At 30.3% G+C, this 18,558-nt stretch carries 21 protein-coding genes; 5 read left to right on the top strand and 16 right to left on the bottom strand.

Annotation, left to right across the window (positions count from 1 at the left end; genetic code table 11):
- Nucleotides 1–30 precede the first annotated feature (30 nt).
- From epsC to SAR11_RS03960, 5 genes are read left to right on the top strand one after another with little or no spacing between them, the layout of a single operon-like run.
- Complete coding sequence (gene epsC / locus SAR11_RS03980) at nt 31–609, top strand: serine O-acetyltransferase EpsC (RefSeq protein ID WP_011281946.1); 579 nt, start codon at nt 31–33, stop codon at nt 607–609.
- Nucleotides 609–1,613 carry a cysteine synthase A gene (locus tag SAR11_RS03975; protein ID WP_011281945.1) on the top strand — a complete coding sequence of 335 codons (1,005 nt, stop codon included), beginning with the start codon at nt 609–611 and terminating at the stop codon, nt 1,611–1,613. Before epsC ends, SAR11_RS03975 begins: the two co-directional genes overlap by 1 nt.
- Before the next feature lie 15 nt (nt 1,614–1,628).
- Nucleotides 1,629–1,838, top strand: coding sequence for a hypothetical protein (locus tag SAR11_RS03970; RefSeq protein WP_011281944.1), 210 nt, complete (start codon nt 1,629–1,631; stop codon nt 1,836–1,838).
- Nucleotides 1,839–1,887: 49 nt separating this feature from the next.
- A complete protein-coding gene (locus tag SAR11_RS03965; protein WP_011281943.1) occupies nt 1,888–2,223 on the top strand; it encodes a DMT family transporter in 336 nt (111 codons plus the stop codon).
- Nucleotides 2,223–2,555, top strand: a complete 333-nt coding sequence (locus SAR11_RS03960; RefSeq protein WP_006997130.1) for a DMT family transporter — start codon at nt 2,223–2,225, stop codon at nt 2,553–2,555. Before SAR11_RS03965 ends, SAR11_RS03960 begins: the two co-directional genes overlap by 1 nt.
- Before the next feature lie 335 nt (nt 2,556–2,890).
- Here SAR11_RS03960 and SAR11_RS03955 read toward each other — a convergent pair whose 3' ends face one another.
- The 16 genes from SAR11_RS03955 to SAR11_RS03880 form a co-directional block, all read right to left on the bottom strand.
- Nucleotides 2,891–3,235, bottom strand: a complete 345-nt coding sequence (locus tag SAR11_RS03955; RefSeq protein WP_011281942.1) for a DUF952 domain-containing protein — start codon at nt 3,233–3,235, stop codon at nt 2,891–2,893.
- Nucleotides 3,236–3,454: 219 nt separating this feature from the next.
- Nucleotides 3,455–4,015 carry a DUF924 family protein gene (locus SAR11_RS03950; protein ID WP_011281941.1) on the bottom strand — a complete coding sequence of 187 codons (561 nt, stop codon included), beginning with the start codon at nt 4,013–4,015 and terminating at the stop codon, nt 3,455–3,457.
- Nucleotides 4,016–4,822: an inositol monophosphatase family protein gene (locus SAR11_RS03945; protein ID WP_011281940.1), complete on the bottom strand. Its 807-nt coding sequence runs from the start codon at nt 4,820–4,822 to the stop codon at nt 4,016–4,018. It lies immediately after the preceding gene.
- Nucleotides 4,822–5,403: an FMN-dependent NADH-azoreductase gene (locus SAR11_RS03940; RefSeq protein WP_011281939.1), complete on the bottom strand. Its 582-nt coding sequence runs from the start codon at nt 5,401–5,403 to the stop codon at nt 4,822–4,824. Before SAR11_RS03940 ends, SAR11_RS03945 begins: the two co-directional genes overlap by 1 nt.
- A gap of 23 nt (nt 5,404–5,426) precedes the next feature.
- Complete coding sequence (locus SAR11_RS03935) at nt 5,427–6,134, bottom strand: cytochrome c biogenesis CcdA family protein (RefSeq protein ID WP_011281938.1); 708 nt, start codon at nt 6,132–6,134, stop codon at nt 5,427–5,429.
- A gap of 1 nt (nt 6,135) precedes the next feature.
- Nucleotides 6,136–8,823, bottom strand: coding sequence for a phosphoenolpyruvate carboxylase (gene ppc, locus SAR11_RS03930; protein WP_011281937.1), 2,688 nt, complete (start codon nt 8,821–8,823; stop codon nt 6,136–6,138).
- Between the two features lie 10 nt (nt 8,824–8,833).
- Entirely contained in the window at nt 8,834–9,679 is an 846-nt protein-coding gene (locus SAR11_RS03925; protein WP_011281936.1) for a fumarylacetoacetate hydrolase family protein, read from the bottom strand.
- The gene (locus tag SAR11_RS03920; protein ID WP_011281935.1) at nt 9,676–10,545 is read right to left on the bottom strand and encodes an NAD(P)-dependent oxidoreductase; all 870 of its coding nucleotides are present in this window, start codon (nt 10,543–10,545) and stop codon (nt 9,676–9,678) included. Before SAR11_RS03920 ends, SAR11_RS03925 begins: the two co-directional genes overlap by 4 nt.
- 55 nt (nt 10,546–10,600) lie before the next feature.
- A complete protein-coding gene (locus SAR11_RS03915; RefSeq protein ID WP_011281934.1) occupies nt 10,601–11,482 on the bottom strand; it encodes an SMP-30/gluconolactonase/LRE family protein in 882 nt (293 codons plus the stop codon).
- A gap of 1 nt (nt 11,483) precedes the next feature.
- A complete protein-coding gene (locus SAR11_RS03910; RefSeq protein WP_006997139.1) occupies nt 11,484–12,326 on the bottom strand; it encodes a fumarylacetoacetate hydrolase family protein in 843 nt (280 codons plus the stop codon).
- 21 nt (nt 12,327–12,347) lie between these two features.
- Complete coding sequence (locus SAR11_RS03905; RefSeq protein ID WP_011281933.1) at nt 12,348–13,091, bottom strand: SDR family oxidoreductase; 744 nt, start codon at nt 13,089–13,091, stop codon at nt 12,348–12,350.
- 11 nt (nt 13,092–13,102) lie between these two features.
- Nucleotides 13,103–14,878 (bottom strand): IlvD/Edd family dehydratase, encoded by a 1,776-nt coding sequence (locus tag SAR11_RS03900; protein ID WP_011281932.1) that lies wholly within the window; start codon nt 14,876–14,878, stop codon nt 13,103–13,105.
- Between the two features lie 14 nt (nt 14,879–14,892).
- Nucleotides 14,893–15,654: an SDR family NAD(P)-dependent oxidoreductase gene (locus tag SAR11_RS03895; RefSeq protein WP_006997142.1), complete on the bottom strand. Its 762-nt coding sequence runs from the start codon at nt 15,652–15,654 to the stop codon at nt 14,893–14,895.
- Nucleotides 15,655–16,755: an ABC transporter ATP-binding protein gene (locus SAR11_RS03890; protein WP_006997143.1), complete on the bottom strand. Its 1,101-nt coding sequence runs from the start codon at nt 16,753–16,755 to the stop codon at nt 15,655–15,657.
- A gap of 1 nt (nt 16,756) precedes the next feature.
- On the bottom strand, nt 16,757–17,659 hold the full coding sequence (locus tag SAR11_RS03885) for a carbohydrate ABC transporter permease (RefSeq protein ID WP_006997144.1): 903 nt from the start codon (nt 17,657–17,659) through the stop codon (nt 16,757–16,759).
- Nucleotides 17,649–18,521, bottom strand: coding sequence for a carbohydrate ABC transporter permease (locus tag SAR11_RS03880; protein ID WP_006997145.1), 873 nt, complete (start codon nt 18,519–18,521; stop codon nt 17,649–17,651). Before SAR11_RS03880 ends, SAR11_RS03885 begins: the two co-directional genes overlap by 11 nt.
- Between the last annotated feature and the right edge of the window lie 37 nt (nt 18,522–18,558).

The raw sequence follows: 18,558 nt of genomic DNA, 5'->3' as shown, positions 1-18,558 counted from the left end.
CTATAAATTTATAATCAACATTAGCAAATAATGAACGACTTTTTACAATCTATAATTGATAGAGATCCTGCGGCAAAATCTAAACTAAGTTTAATTTTAACTTACCCAGGCGTTAAAGCAGTTTTTTTTCACAGAATTGCAAATTTTTTTCAACTAGCCAAATTTTATTTGGTTGCAAGAATGATTTCTCAACTCTCTAGGTTTTTAACTGGAATAGAAATTCACCCAGGTGCTAAAATTGGAAAAAATTTATTTATTGACCATGGTATGGGTGTTGTAATTGGTGAAACTTCAGCAATTGGAAATAACGTAACCATTTATCATATGGCAACTTTAGGTGGGATTGCGCCAAGTATTAATTCAAATGACCAAAGACAAGTTAAAAGACACCCTACATTAGGTGATTGTGTTGTAGTTGGTTCTGGTGCACAAATATTAGGCCCTGTAATAATTGGCACTCATGCTAAAATTGGAGCTAACGCCGTTGTAACTAAAGATGTTCCTGAGAATGCAGTAATGGTTGGAATACCCGCTAAAAATGTTGGTACAGCAACTGAAGAATTTAAACCTTATGCGGTAGAAGAGGTAGATAAAGATACTTCAAACTAATGAAAAATATTCAAGACAATTTTATTTCTGGAATTGGTAACACTCCTTTAATCAAACTTAGAGCTGCATCAGAAATAACTGGTTGTAATATTTATGGTAAAGCTGAATTTATGAACCCTGGTGGCTCTGTAAAAGATAGAGCGGCACTTGCTTTAATTAAAGATGCAGAGACCAAAAAATTAATTTCTAAAGGTGGAACAATTGTTGAAGGTACTGCTGGTAATACTGGTATTGGCTTATGTCTACTTGGTAATTCACTTGGTTATAAAACAATCATAGTAATGAATGATAACCAAACACAAGAAAAAAAAGATCTTCTTAGAAATATTGGTGCTGATTTAAGACTAGTTCCAGCTAAACCTTATAAAGATGATGCAAACTTTGTAAAAGTTGCAGCAAAACTTGCTGATGAATTAAGACCATCAAATAATAACGGTGTTGTTTGGGCTAATCAGTTTGACAATGTTGCAAATGCTAAGGGTCATTATGAAGGAACAGGACAAGAAATTTGGGATCAAACTGAAGGTAAAGTTGATGGTTTTGTATGTTCATCTGGAACAGGTGGAACGATTTCAGGAGTAAGTAACGCTCTTAAAGAAAAAAATAAAGATATAAAAATATTTCTATCTGATCCAAAAGGATCTGCTCTTTACAATTATATAAAAAATGGAGAATTAAAATCTGAAGGTGGTTCAATTACTGAAGGAATTGGATCAAGTAGAGTAACAAAAAACTTTGAAAATGCTAAGATAGATGACGCCTACTCTATTGATGACCATGAAGCGCTTCCTATACTTTATGATTTAATTGAAAATGAAGGCTTAAGCCTTGGTACTAGCTGTGGAATTAATATTGCTGGTGCGATTAGAATGGGTAAAGAGTTGGGTCCTGGAAAAACTATTGTAACAATTCTTTGTGATAAAAGTGATAAATACGCTACCAAAATGTTTAACAAATCTTTTCTTGAGGAAAAAGGGTTGCCTTTTCCCAATTGGATTGATTAAATTTAGATAAAAATTATGACTGGTCAAAGACGTTGGTTAAAAATTTGGGCAAGAACAGTTGGGATGCCCATAGGTATTAATGACAAAGACAAACCTGAATTTTTACCTATAAAACAAAACGATGTTAAAAAAGCATTAGCTTTTAGAACATTTTGGATAGCACTTCATGTATTAACTTGCCTATTAATTATTGCTGGTAACGGCCGTGTAATGGGTTGGTGGTAATATCTAAATAATTATATATCTCTAACAATATTTCATTTAAGATAATTAGATGAATCTTACTGGCGGCTACATATTTCTAGTATTAGCAATAATACTTGGTATTTCATCCAATGGTTTCTTAAAAGCTACAGATGGCTTTACAAATATTTATCCTACTATTTTTTGCATTATTACAATTGTTGCATGTATCTTTTGTTTATCTAAAGCAATGACCATTATACCCGTTGGCTTTACTTACGCTACTTACGGGGGGCTCACTATTACAGCTGTAACAATCTTTGGTGTTGTAAAATACAATCAAACACCAAACCTTTATGCTGTTCTTGGAATATCTTTAATTATTATTGGTGTTATATTATTAAATACAATGGGAAAAACTAATTAATGAATATGACAACTTCCTACTTATTTCTAGCTTTAGCAGTAGTACTAGGTGTTGCTTCAAATAGTTTTGCAAAAAGCGCCGAAGGTTTTACTCTACTTGTTCCAAGTATTATTACGGCAATTACTATAGTTTTGTGCATGTATGCCTTATCAATGGTGATGAAAAATATTCCAATGGGAATTACTTACGCATCATTTGCGGGTCTTGCGATTATCTCAACTGTAGGTGTTGGCATAATCAAATATAATCAAGTTCCAAATCTTTATTCGATAGTTGGTTTATGTTTTATTATTGTGGGTGTACTAATGGTAAATCTTTTAGGTAATAATTAATAAAATTATTTAAATAAAATTAGTTAGAAGAGTTTCTAAAATTATCGAAACCCTACAGTTTTGCTAGGTTGCATTCAATAAATATATTTAACATAAAGTGAAATAAATATTTTGAATAGAGTATTCAAAAATGCTAATATATGAATATCAATAAAGGAGGATGATTATGAATTTATCACCACCTGACACATAACTGGTGTGATTAAATAATCAAAGACTAGATAAGACCATAGAAAATAAAAAATCTATTATTATAGATTTTAGCGTAAACCGCTGACTTATAGGGGAACTCTTTTGGAGTTTACCGAAAGGGTGACCCCCTTAAAAAAAAGCGGTCAAAAAATATCCGGCAACACATGATTGCCTTCATCATCTAAAGTAATATCAAATTCATTTACTACATTAGAAATATCTAGTGGTGAATATAAATGTGGAAACATATTTCCATCTGATGCTTGTTCCCAAACTAAATGATCTAGTTTTAAAGTATCTACCTTTAATAAAATTAAATCTTTTTGGTTTTGGTAAAATTTTTTAAGAGTTCCGGCAACTTGATCATCACCTGAAAAATGAATATAGCCATCTTCCAAATCTTTTTTAGAACCTGTTAATTGACCTTTGCTCTTAATTTCATGCCATTCAGATTTGGTACATATTTTATAAACAAATTTGAAATTCATTTAAAATTTATATTATTCAGTGGGGATATTAACAATAAGAAACTTCCCTCTTTCGAGGGAAGCTAATATTAACTATCTAATAGAGAGAGAAGATAATGTTAATTTTTGAATTTTGTAGGCTCCTTATAGACGGCACTTTAAGATATTAAAATGACTTATTGTCACTACAGCAATGCAGAGATTGAATAGCTTATTTTATTTGTTCATTTAGTGAACATTTTACCAGGATGAATTTGGTTGAGCTAGAAACTCTATTTCCTCAGGAGTAGATTTTCTAACTAACACTAAGTTTCGATGAGGATATCTATGAAATTTCTTTATTACTAAGGTGTGATCTTTCCAAGATTTTTTTATAGAGATTAAACCTGGATGATCTTTTAAGAATTTATCTAGTAGATAATAGGCCATATCATGATCTGTGATCTCTTCACTGTGAATTAGTGGTAATATCATAAACAATCTTTGATCTTGATCCATTTCATCTAAAAAGCCTGCATAAACAGAATCGTTAACTATCAACCTTGCTTTATGATCTTGGATAAAAGCTTTCGGATCATCTCTAAACATATTTCTTGAAAATTGATCAAATAAAATAACTAGAGCTAAAGAACCAAGGGGACTATCTTGCCAATCATCATACTCATTTGAACCTGCTAACTCATAATCTTTTAAAAAATTCTTTTTTATTAGCGCATCAAAATCTTTATGTCTTTGAAATCTTTTTTTTGGTGGGGTTTCTTTAAACCAAAAATCTAATATCTTTTTAGTTCTTGTATGCATTTATTTTGAAACTGGTTTTAAAAGCTTAAGCATTTTATTATGAATAGATTGATTAGCTGAAACTAAAATATTTCCAGCATTAACTGCGTCTCTATTATCCCATGTTGAAACAATACCTCCTGCAGCTTTTATAATTGGCATCAATGGGTGAATATCCCAAATTTTATTAGTAGCCTGAAAGACAACATCAATTTTCCCCTCACATAAATGGGAGTAACTTAATGCGTCTGCAGTTGGAAATTGCATTAATTTTAAAACTTTTGGAATTTTCATTTGTTGTTTAAGAGAGACCGCTCCATGAAATGCTCCTGATACTTTTATCGTACTAAATGGTATATTTTTTGAAACAGAGATTTTTCTTTTTTTACCCTTTTCAAAAACAAAAGAATTTTTATTATCAAAATTTAAATAATATTTATTTAGTATTGGAAAGTTTGCTAAACCAATAACGGGTATACCTTTAAAATTTAAAGATATCAAATTACTCCATGTTGGATTGCCTATTACAAATGATCTTGTTCCATCAATTGGGTCTATGACCCATGTGTAATCACTAGTTGATTTTTTGTGACCAAACTCTTCACCTATAACTTGATGACTTGGAAATTTTTTTTTTATCTTTAATCTAATAAATTTTTCAAATGCTTTGTCAGATGTTGTTACTGGGTCATAGCCTTTACCTTTAAGTTTGTTAGATATCATGAAAGTTTTATTAAGTTTTGAAAAATAAAATTTATTTAAGTATTTTGCTAAGGTATTTAGAAAGTTAGAATATAACTTGTAATCCTTTTTATTTAATAAATTCATTAAATTATATTTTCAATTTGTTTTTCAGCTTCTTTAATTGATTTCTCATAATCTAACGCCATTTGATCAGCACTTATTACTTCAACTTTTTCAATTCCAAAGAAATTTAATATAAATTTTAACCATGGAGTTAAAAAATCCTCTGAGCTATTTAATTTAGTTCCACCTGAAGTAATTACTAAATAAGCTTGTTTATTTTTAAGTAATCCCTCTCTTCTCCCATTAGGTTTAAACTTGAAAGTTTCACCAATTCTTGCTGCTAGATCACACCAAGCTTTAAGAGTTGCTGGAGGGCCATAGTTATAAATTGGCGCTGAAATTATAATGATATCACTTTCTTTTAATTCACTTACAAGTTTATCTGATAGTTCAAACATTTTTTTATGCTCTTCAGTTTGGTCTTTTTCTGCAATCTTCATTCCAGACTCAGTTAAACCACTAACAAAAAGCATATCGTCATCTAAATCTCTATAAATTACTTCATCGCCTGGTTTTTTGATTTTATTTAATAATTTTTTTGCTAATGCTCTTGAACTTGATCCTTCTTTTCTGGCACTTGAGTCAATTTGATAAATTTTCATAAGTATAGATTGTTATTAACCTATTAACCGAAGTTTTGCAAAAAGGGTAAATAGTTTAAAATATAGTAGCCAAGAACTTGTAATTGATTTGTTAAAATTAAAATTCCTGTAATTAAAAGTATTATACCACCACCTTTTGTGACTAAATTAATATTTTTTTTGAAGTTTTTTGAAAATAATAAAAACTTTTGCATCAAATAACCTGATAAAATAAAAGGTATCGCTAACCCAAGTGAGTAAAAACTTAAAAGTAAAATTGCTTTGTAAATAGTTTCTTCTGTAGAGGCTAAGGCAAGTATCGACCCTAAAATAGGCCCAATACATGGTGTCCATCCAAAGCCAAATGCCATTCCCACAATAAATATAAAGAAAATATTATTTGATTTTTTTGTATAAAATTTCTTTTCAATGTTAAGAAATTTAATATTTAAAACACCAATTAATTGAAGAGAAAATATGATTATTATAACTCCAGCAATAATTCTTAAAATTTGAGAATTTTGTAAAAGAATTTGCCCCAAAAAAGAAGCAGTTGCACCAAAGATAATAAATACAAAAGAAAACCCTAATGAAAAAACTATCAACGGTAATAAATCAATTTTCTTTTTTTCTAGAATTTCACTTAATGTACTGCCAGTAATAAAGGAAACATAACCAGGTATTAAAGGTAAAACACATGGAGACAAAAAGCTGATTAAACCAGCCCCAAAAGCTATAATTAATTCAATCATATTACCCTGTGTTTTTCATGGCTGCAGATATACCAGCAATAGAAGTCATTAATGCATCAGCAAGATGTTGTTTCTTATTTTTATTTAATTTTTTTAATGTAAGTTTTTTCATAACTATTGATTGAGTTATGTGTAACACCTCAGAATAGATATTTCTAATAATAACAGATGTTCTAAATACCTTTCTTTGTTTTCTTATTTGAAATGGCGTGATTACTTTATTTAATCTTTTTAATGTTTCAAATTGCGATCTTAACTTTTTTCCTACAATTTTAAGCTTTTTATCTGCTAGTTGGTTTTCATATACTTTTGATATTTCTGGATCAACTTTAGAAATTACCATATCTAAAATATCCATTGTTGAATTAAAAAAAGGCCAGTTTTTTTCCATATCTACTAATATTTTTTTAAATACCTTGGATGACGCATAATTTAACGCTTCTGTTGTGCCAAGCCATGCAGGTAAAAATAATCTAATTTGTGTCCATGCAAAAACCCAAGGGATAGCTCTTAAACTTTGTATGTTATCAACATTTTTTCTTTTTGAAGGTCTAGAACCAATTGAAAGTTTACCCAATGCTTTATGAGGGGTTACAGTTCTAAAATATCTTATAAAATCTGATTTTTCATTAATATTACTCCTATAAGATTTCATGGAAATTTCTGACATTTTTTCAATTAATTGTTTCCATTTTATTTTAGGTTCTGGTGGAGGGTTTAACGTTGCCTGAACCACTGCCCCTATATAGCTACATAAATTATATTTTGCTAATGGTTCATAACCATATTTTTGTTGGATAACCTCACCCTGATCTGTAATTCTAATTTTTCCATTAACTGAATTTGCTGGTTGTGATTTTAATGTTGCTTGAATTGGTCCTCCACCACGCCCTGCAGATCCACCTCGTCCATGAAAAAAAGTAATGTCAATTTTGTACTTCTTGGCCAATTTCAAAATTTCATCTTGTAATTTATATTGATGCCAACTAGCAGATAATTTACCAGCATCTTTACTCGAGTCTGAATAACCAATCATAATTTCTTGTTTATAATTGATCGATTTTCTATACCAAGGCAACGAAAATAAACTGTTCATTATTGATTTGGCATTTCTCAAATCATCCAAAGTTTCAAATAAAGGAACTACTCTTAATTTATTGACAATTTTGGCTTCTTTTTGCAAATAGGCAACAGATAATATATCTGATGCCGCTGAAGTCATTGAGATAACGTAGGCACCCAAACATTCTTTAGGTTGATCAACAAGTACATTAAATGTAGACCAAACTTCTTTATTTTCTTTGTTTTTAAGTAAAGAATTTTTTATTAAATTTTTTTTACTTTTAATTCTTGAAGATAGAAAAGCAAGTTTTTCACTTTCATTCCATAAAAAATAGTCTTTATTGTATTTCTTTTTTACAATTTCTGAGATTAATTTGGTATGTCTTGATGATTCTTGTCTAATATCTAATTTAGCTAAATTAATTCCAAAACATCTAGCCCTTCTAATTAAGTCCAGTAAATCACCTTCAGCAATATTTTCACTTTGGTTTTGGATTAGTGAGTCTCTTACAACTCTAAGAGGTGTTAAAATTTCACCAGTATTAGATAAAAGTTTTTTATGATCCAATGGTTCTTTATTAACCAGATGTTCTTTTATCAAAATATGTGTTGCTCGTAATTTGTCCCTCAATGGTCTTAAAAAAACCCTATAGGGTTCAAATGTTTTACCTGTTATATTTAATATTTGTGTAGAGCACTTTTTCATAGACAATGAACGTATTAAATTCGTTAATTGTTTTTCATATAGTTTTGCAGCTTCCCATCTAGATAAAAGTAAGGCTTCGCTAGTAACTTTAGCTGTAACATTTGGATTACCGTCTCTATCACCACCCATCCATGATCCAAATTCAATTGGATTAAAGTTTCTTGGGAGTGATTTTCCCATATTTTTAAGAAAGATGTTATTTAGTCTTCTATATACTTTGGGAATAGAGTCCCAAAGACTGTCTTCTATTACTGCCAATCCCCATCTTGCTTCTTCAGACGGTGTAGGTTTCGATCTTTTAAGCTCATCAGTGTTCCATATAATGGTTATTTCATTATATAAATCTTTATCTAAGGTTTTTAATTTTGATAGATTTTTTTTATATAAATCTCTTTGTTCTAAAATTTTTATAATTTTGTTATATTTTTGTATTAGTGTTCTTCTTTTAACTTCTGTTGGGTGTGCTGTTAAAACAATTCCAATATTTAGTTTTTTTGCAACATCATAAATTTTTTTATTGGTAATCTTTTTATCTTTAAAAAGTTTTTCAAATATTTCTTCAATAAAAATATTTTTATTACTGTTTTTTTTATTATTTTCATATTCATCAAGTTTTCTTGATGCATCTGTAGTTTCTGACAGATTTATAAAGTTCATGAAATGATTAAAAGCCCTTGCTAACTTAAAGGTATTTTCAGGGTTTAGATTTTTAATTTTATTTAAAATATTCTTAAAAGGATCTTTGACATGTTTGTTGGCTAAATTTGCTTTAGAAAGTAATCTCGTATCCTCTACTAGTTTAAAAAAACTTTGTCCTTCTTGTTTTTTTATTACTCTTCCTAAAACATCACCTAGATATCTAACATCTTCTCTTAATGATTTTGTTGGTATTCGTTCGTAATAAAGGTCTCTTTTGATCATCTTGTCTTAATTATTGTTCTAAAATAACTTTTGAATTTTGAGAGCCCAAACTGTCAATATTTAGCTTCATCTCATCACCTTCTTTAAGAAAAACAGGAGGATCCATTCCAAGTCCAACTCCAGGAGGAGTTCCTGTAGTCACTATATCACCAGGCATTAACGTTATAAAACTTGTAATATGAGCTACCAAGAAGTTAAAATTGAAAATCATCTGATTGGTGTTACCTGTTTGATGTCTGTGACCATTAACATCTAGCGTTAAATTTAAATTATTAACGTCTTGAATTTCATCTTTAGTTACTAAATAAGGCCCTAAAGGTCCAAATGTATCACCAGATTTACCCTTTACCCACTGACCTCCTTTTTCTTTTTGCCATTCACGTTCACTGATATCGTTACAAATACAATAACCAAAAATATAATCTTGTGCATCTTTTTCTAAAACTCTTTTTGCTTTTTTTCCTATGACAAAAGCAATTTCAACTTCATGATCTAATTTTTTTGAAGTCTTAGGAATAATCACATTATCGTTTGGTCCAACTATAGAATGAACTGACTTATTAAATAGAACTGGGTTGTCAGGTGTTTTTGCTCCTGTTTCTTTTGCATGCTCAACATAATTTAAGCCAATTGCAAAAAAATTTCCTGGTTTAGAAATACAAGACCCTATTCTTTCATTTTGATTTACCTCTTCCAGGTTCTCTAAATTTATATCTTTAATTTTATCTAAAGTTTCAAAATTAATAGTTTCTGAATTTAAATCTTTAATAATCGATGATAGATTTCTATATTTTCCATTTCTATCTAGTGCTACAGGAATTTCTTGACCTGCCTTTCCAATTCTTAAAAATTTCATTTTTTATTTATTTTTTCTATTGCTTTATATAAAGAGCTATGATCTGTATTTCCCTGACCATCTGCTACTAAATCTTTATACATTTCTTTAACTAAACTAGAAATAGGCAAATGAGTTTCAGCTGCTTTTCCAGCATTAATAATGTTAGTCATATCTTTTAGTTGTGTTGTAGTTTTTCCTTTTGGGGTAAAATCTTTGTTGATCATTCTTTTTCCATGAGTTTGCAATATTTTACTATCAGCCCAACCCCCTGATAAAGCTTCAATCATTTTATTTGGGTTAGTGCCTGATTTCTCACATAATGTAACAGCTTCTGCTACAGCTCCAATGGTAACACCAACAATTATTTGATTTGCTAGTTTTGAAATTTGACCAGATGTCACTGGGCCTACTAGTGTTGGGTTGCCTAATATTTTAAGAAGATCATAACATTGTTTAAATGTTTCTTCATCACCGCCTACCATAATAGCAAGAGAGGCTTCTTCTGCACCAATTGTTCCGCCAGATACAGGTGCATCTAAATAATTAATATTTTTTTCTTTTAAAATCTTAAAATATTTTTTTGTAATAACGGGGTTAACTGAGCTCATATCAATTACAGTCGCTCCCTCTTTAATATTAGATATAAACTCATCACTGCCCATTACCTTTTCTACTGCAGCATCATCTGTAAGCATCGTAATAATTACATCAGAATTTGTAACAACGTCTTTGATGGATGTGGATATTTCTGCTCCAAATTCTTTTAATCTATCTGCTTTATCTTGAGATCTATTATAAGCTCTTAAGTTAAAGCCTGATTTAAGAAGGTTTTTTGCCATTGGAAACCCCATAAGACCAATTCCAATAAAGCTAATATTCTGCATATGATTTATTATATCCTATAATATTTTTAAACTACACTTAATCACTTTGTAATTTTTATATTTTAAAGGATTTTGACTTAATCCCCTTAACATTTGTTTTAATTTTAAAAAAAGAGCCTGAAAGTTTATATTTCTTAATTTCATTTTTAGTCATACCCTTTAAGGCAGTTGATATATAAATTTCATTATTACTCAATCCACCAAACGTACAATTAGTAATATTTTTTGCTGGTAATTCAATTTTGTGAATTTTTTTACCTCTTGAATTATAAACAGAAATACATGCTCCACCATAATGACAAATCCAAACATTTTTTTTTGAATCAATTGTCATTCCATCGGGTGAGCCATCTATTTTTGAAAATTTTAAAAATTTTGTCTTTTTAATTATCTTGTGTTTTTTATTTATTCTAATTTTATAAATTGTTTTACTTCGACTATCAGTATGTAAGAAGTTTTCAGAGTTAATAAAAGCAGGACCATTTGTAATATAGTATTTTGTATCGACTTTATGAATATTAAGTTTTTTATCTAAGCAATATAAAGATCCATTTTTAATGTTTCTCTCAAGATTATCCATAGTACCAAACCACAATCTACCTTCAGGATCAATTTTTCCATCATTTATTCTATTTAGAGGTTTGTCTTCTTCAATTGGAATAGATCTAATAGTTTCTTTATTTTTTAGATTAACAATTCTAAGCTCTGATTGTAAACCAAGTATAAAGATATCTTTTTTAATGTGAGCCAGAAACCCAATTTCTTTATTAATCTTTATAATTCTTCTTTTATTAGTTTTAACATTTAAAGTAAAAATCTTTTTTTTCTTAATATCAACAAAGTAAATTGAATTATGTGATGGCACCCATAAGGTGCCTTCACCTAATATTGTTTTCGAATTCCATATAACTTTGGGCTTTGAAGTTATGATATTCAAATTATTCAGCTACAACTTTTGAGTTTTGTTCACCTAAATTATCAATTGATAATCTAATTGTGTCACCTGCTTTTAAAAATACCTGTGGTTTTTTTCCCATACCTACTCCTGGAGGTGTTCCAGTGGTAATAATATCACCCGCTTGTAACGTCATGTACTTACTTAAATATGAAACAATAAAGAACACATTAAAAATCATTTTATCTGTGTTTCCAGTTTGCATTCTTTGCCCATTAACATCTAAGCTTAAATTAAGACTGTTAATGTCGGAGATTTCATTCTTGGTAACTAAATAAGGTCCAATTGGTCCATAAGTATCATGTGATTTTCCTTTAACCCATTGTCCCATTTTTTTAAGTTGCCATTCTCTTTCACTCACATCGTTTACTAAACAATATCCAAGAATGTGATTTTCAGCCTCTTTTTCACTAATATTTTTAGTGTCTTTTCCGATAATTATTCCCAATTCTACTTCCCAATCAAGCTCTTTTGAATCTTTTGAAATTTCAATATCATCGTTAGGACCATTAATTGAGCTTGTCGCTTTCATGAATACAATAGGTTCTGATGGAGCATCCATACCAGATTCTGCTGCATGGTCAGAATAATTTAAACCAATTGCTACAAACTTTCCTGGCTTATTAATACAAGCTCCTATTCTCTCAGAATTTGAAATTTCAGTTAAACTTTCTAAATCTATACTTTCTAATTTTTTAATAGTTTCAAAATTTACAGTATCTGAATTTAAATCAGTAATATGAGAACTTAAATCTCTAAATTTTCCATTTTTATCTAATGCTGCTGGTTTTTCTTTTCCTTTAACACCTACTCTTAATAGTTTCATAATTTACCTTTTCTTAATTTATTAAATTGAAATTCCACCATCAACAGAAATTGTTGTTCCTGTAGTAAATGTTGCATCGTCTCCAGCTAAATAAACTGCTACAGCAGCTATTTCTTCTGCTGTTCCTAGTCTTCCCATTGGTTGTCTTGCTATAAAATCTTTCTTTGCTTGTACCGGGTCCGGGCTTTGATTAACTCTATCTTGCCAAGAAGGTGAAAATACTGTTCCTGGTGCAATAGAATTGCATCTAATATTTTGTTTTACAAAATCTGCAGCTATTGATTTAGTTAAGCCAATTACTGCTCCTTTTGTAGTTCCGTAAACAAATCTATTTGGAAAACCTTTAAGGCTAGAGGCGCATGACGAAACGTTAATTATACTTCCACCATTTTGTTTAACCATTAAAGGTAAAATTGCTTTACACATTTGATACATAGATTTGACATTTACATCAAAAGAAAAATCCCAATCTTTTTCTTCACATTCTAGAATAGTTCCATGATGAACAAAACCTACTGCGTTGAATAAAACATCAACTTTATCAACACTTTTCATAAATTCTGAAATAGCATTATTGTCTGTTGAATCTAAAGTTTGAACTTTAATTTTAGGATATTCTTTATTTAATTCAGCTAAAGTTTTATTATTTAAATCTGTTGCAGTTACATTTGCTCCTTCATTATGAAGTGCTATAGCCGTTGCTTTACCAATTCCCTGGCCTGCAGCTGTTACAATAATATTTTTACCTTCTAGTCGATTGCTCATGTTTTTCCTTTTTAATGTGAATGCCTGGGCATCCCTTTTGTGTTTGTTATATCTAAATATAAAGATTCAGTTTCTAGGCAAGCACCCGTTTCTAATTGACCTACCATTTTTCTGGAAATTTCCTGCCATGGTGTTTGGTTTGTTAATACTGGGATCTTGGTATTTTTTTTTCTATCTGAGATCTCAGTCTCTGATATTAACAAATCTATCCTTCTATTGTTAAGATCAATCTTAATTTTATCTCCTGTTTGAACTATCAATAAATCCCCACCAATAGCCGATTCTGGTGAAACATTCAAAATAGATGGACTTTCTGAAGTGCCACTTTGTCTGCCATCTCCTAATGTTGGAAGAGTGTTAATCCCTTTTTTCAATAATCTATCTGGTGGCTGCATATTTACAACTTCAGCGGAACCTGGATAACCTACGGGTCCACAGCCTCTAATCATCAAAATTGATTTTTCATCTATATTTAACTTTTCGTCGTTTATTCTTGAATGGTAATCCTCTGGTCCTTCAAATACTACGGCATTAGCTTCAAATACATTTTTATTTTTTGGATCTGATAAATATCTTTTTCTAAACTCATCACTAATAACTGATGTTTTCATAACAGCAGAACTAAAAAAATTACTTCTCATAACGATATAACCTGCATTTTCTACTAGTGGATTTTCAAATGATTTAATAACATCACTATCTACATCTATTTTAATCTTTAAATTTTCTTCTACAGTTTTCCCTGATACTGTAAGTACGTTTTTGTGTAATTTATTATTTTTTAATAATTCTTGCATAATTGCAGGAACCCCTCCTGCTCTATAAAATCTTTCCATCAAATGTTCGCCAGCTGGCTGACAATTTACAAGTAATGGGATATCGTGACCTATTGTTTGCCAATTTTCTATATCTAATTCTAAACCCATATGTCTTGCTATTGCTGTGAGATGTGGTGGACAATTACTTGAAGCTCCTATTGCACTTGCAACTAATATTGCATTTTCGAATGCTTCTTTAGTCATGATTTTTGAAGGTGTTAAATCTTCATGAACCATATCAACAATTCTTTTTCCTGTTTCAAATGAAATTTGTGATCTTTCCCTGTATGGAGCAGGTATAACCGCACAGCCTGTTAAAGACATTCCTAATGCTTCTGCAATAGAGTTCATAGATGAAGCTGTTCCCATTGTATTACAATGACCTATGCTTGGTGCTGATGCAGCAACCATGTCCATAAATTCATCATATGTAATTTCTCCTTTTGCGTGCAGTTTTCTCGCTTCCCAAACTACAGTTCCAGAACCTACTTTTTTTCCTTTATAACTTCCATCAAGCATCGGACCACCTGATAAAACTATTGCTGGTATATTTACAGTTGCCGCAGCCATTAATGCTGCTGGCGTAGTTTTATCACAACCAGTTGTTAAAATTACTCCATCTATAGGATAGCCAAATAAAACTTCTACTAAAGACAAGTAAGATAAGTTTCTATCCAAACCAGCTGTAGGCCTTTTACCTGTTTCTTGAATAGGATGAGTTGGGAATTCAATGGGTATTCCTCCCGCCTGTCTAATCCCATCCTTAATTCTACTACTTAATTCTTGAAAATGTCTATTACATGGTGATAGATCACTACCAGATTGAGCAATTCCGATTATAGGCTTTCCAGATTGCAATTCTTGTCTTGTCATTCCATAATTTAGATATCTTTCTAAATATAGAGCAGTAAGAGCTGGATCATTTGGATTATCAAACCACTGTTTGCTTCTTAATTCTTTTTTTTTCATTTTTGTGAATTTTATTATAACCAACCTTTATCGACTACATAATCTTGATTAGTACATCCAGATGAAGCATCAGAACCAAAAAATAGAACTGTTTTAGCTATATCTGAGGGCATTAACTTATGTTTTAAACACTGTTTTTTTAACATATCTGCCTCAGACTCAGGTGTTAACCATTTCTCAACTTGTCTCTCTGTCATCACCCAACCAGGAACTACTGAATTTACTCTTATATCAAACTCACCAAGGTCTCTTGCAAAAGATCTCGTTAAACCCACAACGCCAGATTTAGCAGCAGTATAAGCAGCCATTCCACCTTGTCCAATCATCCATGAAACAGACCCAATATTTATAATGGAGCCACTTTTATTTGCTATCATTGCTTTTTTAACTGACTGAACTGTAAAAAAATAATGTCTTAAATTAATATTCATTCTTTCGTTCCAAAATTCCTCAGTTACTTCATCGATAGAATGTCTCTCATCATTTGCTGCATTATTTACCAAAACATCGATTGCTCCATTATTATCAATAATTTTTGATATAGTATTTTGTAAATCTTTTATATTTAATAGGTCACACTTTATAAAAGTAGGAACAGAAAAATTTTTATTTTTACATTCTAAAACTAATTTATTTGATGCTTTCTCATTTATATCTATAAAATATACTTCTGAACCTTGTTCACAGAAATGCTCTACGATAGAGGCACCAATACCAGAACCGCCTCCAGTTACAAAAACTCTTTTATTTTTTAAATCTTCATAAATAGCTGTCATTTAAATCCTCTTTTTTGAATCTTTATCAAATAAAGAAATTTGAGATGTATCAATATTTAATTTTAATTCTTTATTTATTTCTATATCAAATGTAGATGCAAACTTACCAAGAACTTGTTGTCCAAGATAATCAAACGTTACTATTTGCTCATGACCTGTGTATTCTAAAAGCTCCGACTTTAAATCAATTTCAAAACAATCAGGATTAATTTTATCAAAGTAAATGTGTTCTGGTCTAATTCCTAAATAAGTAGTTAGTTCAGTGTTTTCAAATTTATTTTTAAAAGAGTAGTTCCCAACTGGTATTTTAATACTATCATTTGAACCATTGGGCATAAAAATAATATTATTATCATGTTTCTTTAATTTACCTTCAATCAAATTCATTGATGGAGATCCAATAAAATCTGCAACAAAGACACTTTCAGGTTTATTGTAAATATTTTTAGGTGTATCACATTGTTGAATTAATCCATGATCCATAATTGCAATATTTGTACCTAAGCTCATAGCTTCCGTTTGATCATGTGTAACATAAACTATTGTAGTTCCAAGTTTTTGATGTAGTTTTTTTATTTCTCTTCTCATTTCAACTCTTAATTTTGCATCAAGATTTGATAACGGTTCATCAAATAGAAAAATTTTGGGGTCTCTTACTAACGCTCTACCCATTGCAACCCGTTGACGTTGACCACCAGATAATTGAGATGGTTTTCTGTCTAACAGTTGTGTTATTTGTAATAAATTAGAAACATCATTTAATGCTTTTTCTATTTTTTCTTTTGGAGTTTTTCTTTGTTCCAGTCCAAAGGTAACGTTTTTTCTAACAGTCATTGCTGGATAAAGAGCATAAGACTGGAACACTAAAGCAATATCTCTATCACTTGGCTCCATATTATTTACATTATGATCGTCTATCAAAATATCCCCGCTATTGGATGTTTCTAGACCTGCAATTGTATTTAACAATGTAGATTTTCCACACCCAGATGGTCCTAAAAGTACAAGAAATTCACCGTGTTTAATATCTAGATTAATTCCTTTTAAAACTTCAGTTTTTCCAAAGTTTTTATTGATGTCATTAATTTTTAAAGTTGCCATATTATCCTTTCACTGATCCTGCTGTTAGTCCTTTAATAAAATAATTTCCAGCAAGAATATAAACTATTAATGTTGGAACACCTGTAATAATTGCTGCTGCCATATCTACGTTATATCTTTTGACAGCTGTACTTGTTAATACCAAATTATTAAGGGCTACTTGAATTGGTGCTGCTTCCCCAAATGAAAAAGTAGCTCCAAATAAAAAATCATTCCATACTTGTGTGAATTGCCAAATGACAGTTACAACTAGTATAGGAATAGAAATTGGTAGGATAATTTTAAAAAATATTTTAAAGAATCCTGCTCCATCAATTCTTGCAGCTCTTACCATTTCATCTGAAATAGATACATAATAATTTCTGCAGAATAATGTTGTAAAACAAACTCCATATACTACATGAACTAATATTAGCCCACTTATTGAATTTGACATTCCTAGGACACCTAGAGTTCTAGCCATTGGTAATAATATTGCTTGATAGGGTATAAAAGTTCCAAATAAAAATAATAGAAATATATATGAATCTCCTTTAAATCTCCATTTTGTTAAAGCGTAACCGTTAATAGCTCCAAGTAAAGTTGATATTATAACTGCTGGGACTACTAACTTAATAGAATTCCAAAAATAAGGTTTAAGAACAACATCACCTCCTGTAAATCCAGCTCCATCCCAGGCCTGTTTCCAAGCATCAAACTTAATAGATTCTGGTAAAGAAAATAAATTACCCTGTCTAATTTCTGGCATAGTTTTAAATGATGTTACAATCATTACATATAGTGGAGTTAAATAATAAAATACAAAAATTCCTAATATAAAATATAAAATCCATCTATAGATAATATTTTTTCTTTTAGAATTTGCTTCTAATCTATTAAGATTTAATTTTTCTTTATCTTGCATTTTCCCTCTTTAATTCTGAATACAAATACGGCACAACAATTGCAGATACTGTTAAAAACATCATTATCGCACTTGCAGATGCTAGTCCCACTTCACTTCTATGAAAAGCCATAGCAGTCATAAACACTGCGGGCATATCTGATGAAATTCCTGGCCCACCTGAGGTTAGTGCTATAATTAAATCATAACTCTTGATTGATAAATGAACCAAAATTACTATTGCACTCATAAAAACTGGTCTCATCATTGGAAGAATAATTTTACTATAAATTGAAAAAATTCCTGCACCATCTATTTTTGCAGCTTTAATAATTTCATCATCAACCGATCTCAGGCCTGCTAAAAAAATTGCCATAATAAATCCGGAAGATTGCCATACACCGGCTATTACTATCGTGTAGATTGACATTTCTGGTGTTACTAACCAATCAAATTTAAAGGTTTCAAAACCCATATCATTAACAAACTTTTCAATGCCTAGTGTTGGATTTAGAACCCATTTCCAAGCTGTTCCTGTCACTATGAACGATAAAGCCATAGGGTATAAATAAATTGTTCTTAAAAAACCTTCTGCTCTAATCTTTTGGTCCAGTAATATTGAAAGAAGAATTCCAATAGCAATACATAAGATTATAAATAACACTGTAAATATTAGTAAATTTTCAACTGCTACATGCCATCTTGGCATATTCCATAATCTAATATACTGATCTATCCCCCAAATTTCGTACCTTGGTAGCATCTTAGATTTTGTAAAAGAAATATAAATCGTCCAAAAAATAAAACCATACACAAACCAAGATAAAATTCCAAGTGATGGTACTAGAACTAATTTAGGTAAATTTTTTTTTAACCAAAACATATTTTTAATTAGATCTGCGCTATCATTTTTATGAAAG

Origin of the sequence: Candidatus Pelagibacter ubique HTCC1062, assembly GCF_000012345.1 — a bacterium.
Taxonomy (GTDB): domain Bacteria; phylum Pseudomonadota; class Alphaproteobacteria; order Pelagibacterales; family Pelagibacteraceae; genus Pelagibacter; species Pelagibacter ubiqueversans.
Note: the sequence above shows the minus strand (reverse complement) of the source record. Positions and strands in the feature narration are given on the sequence as shown.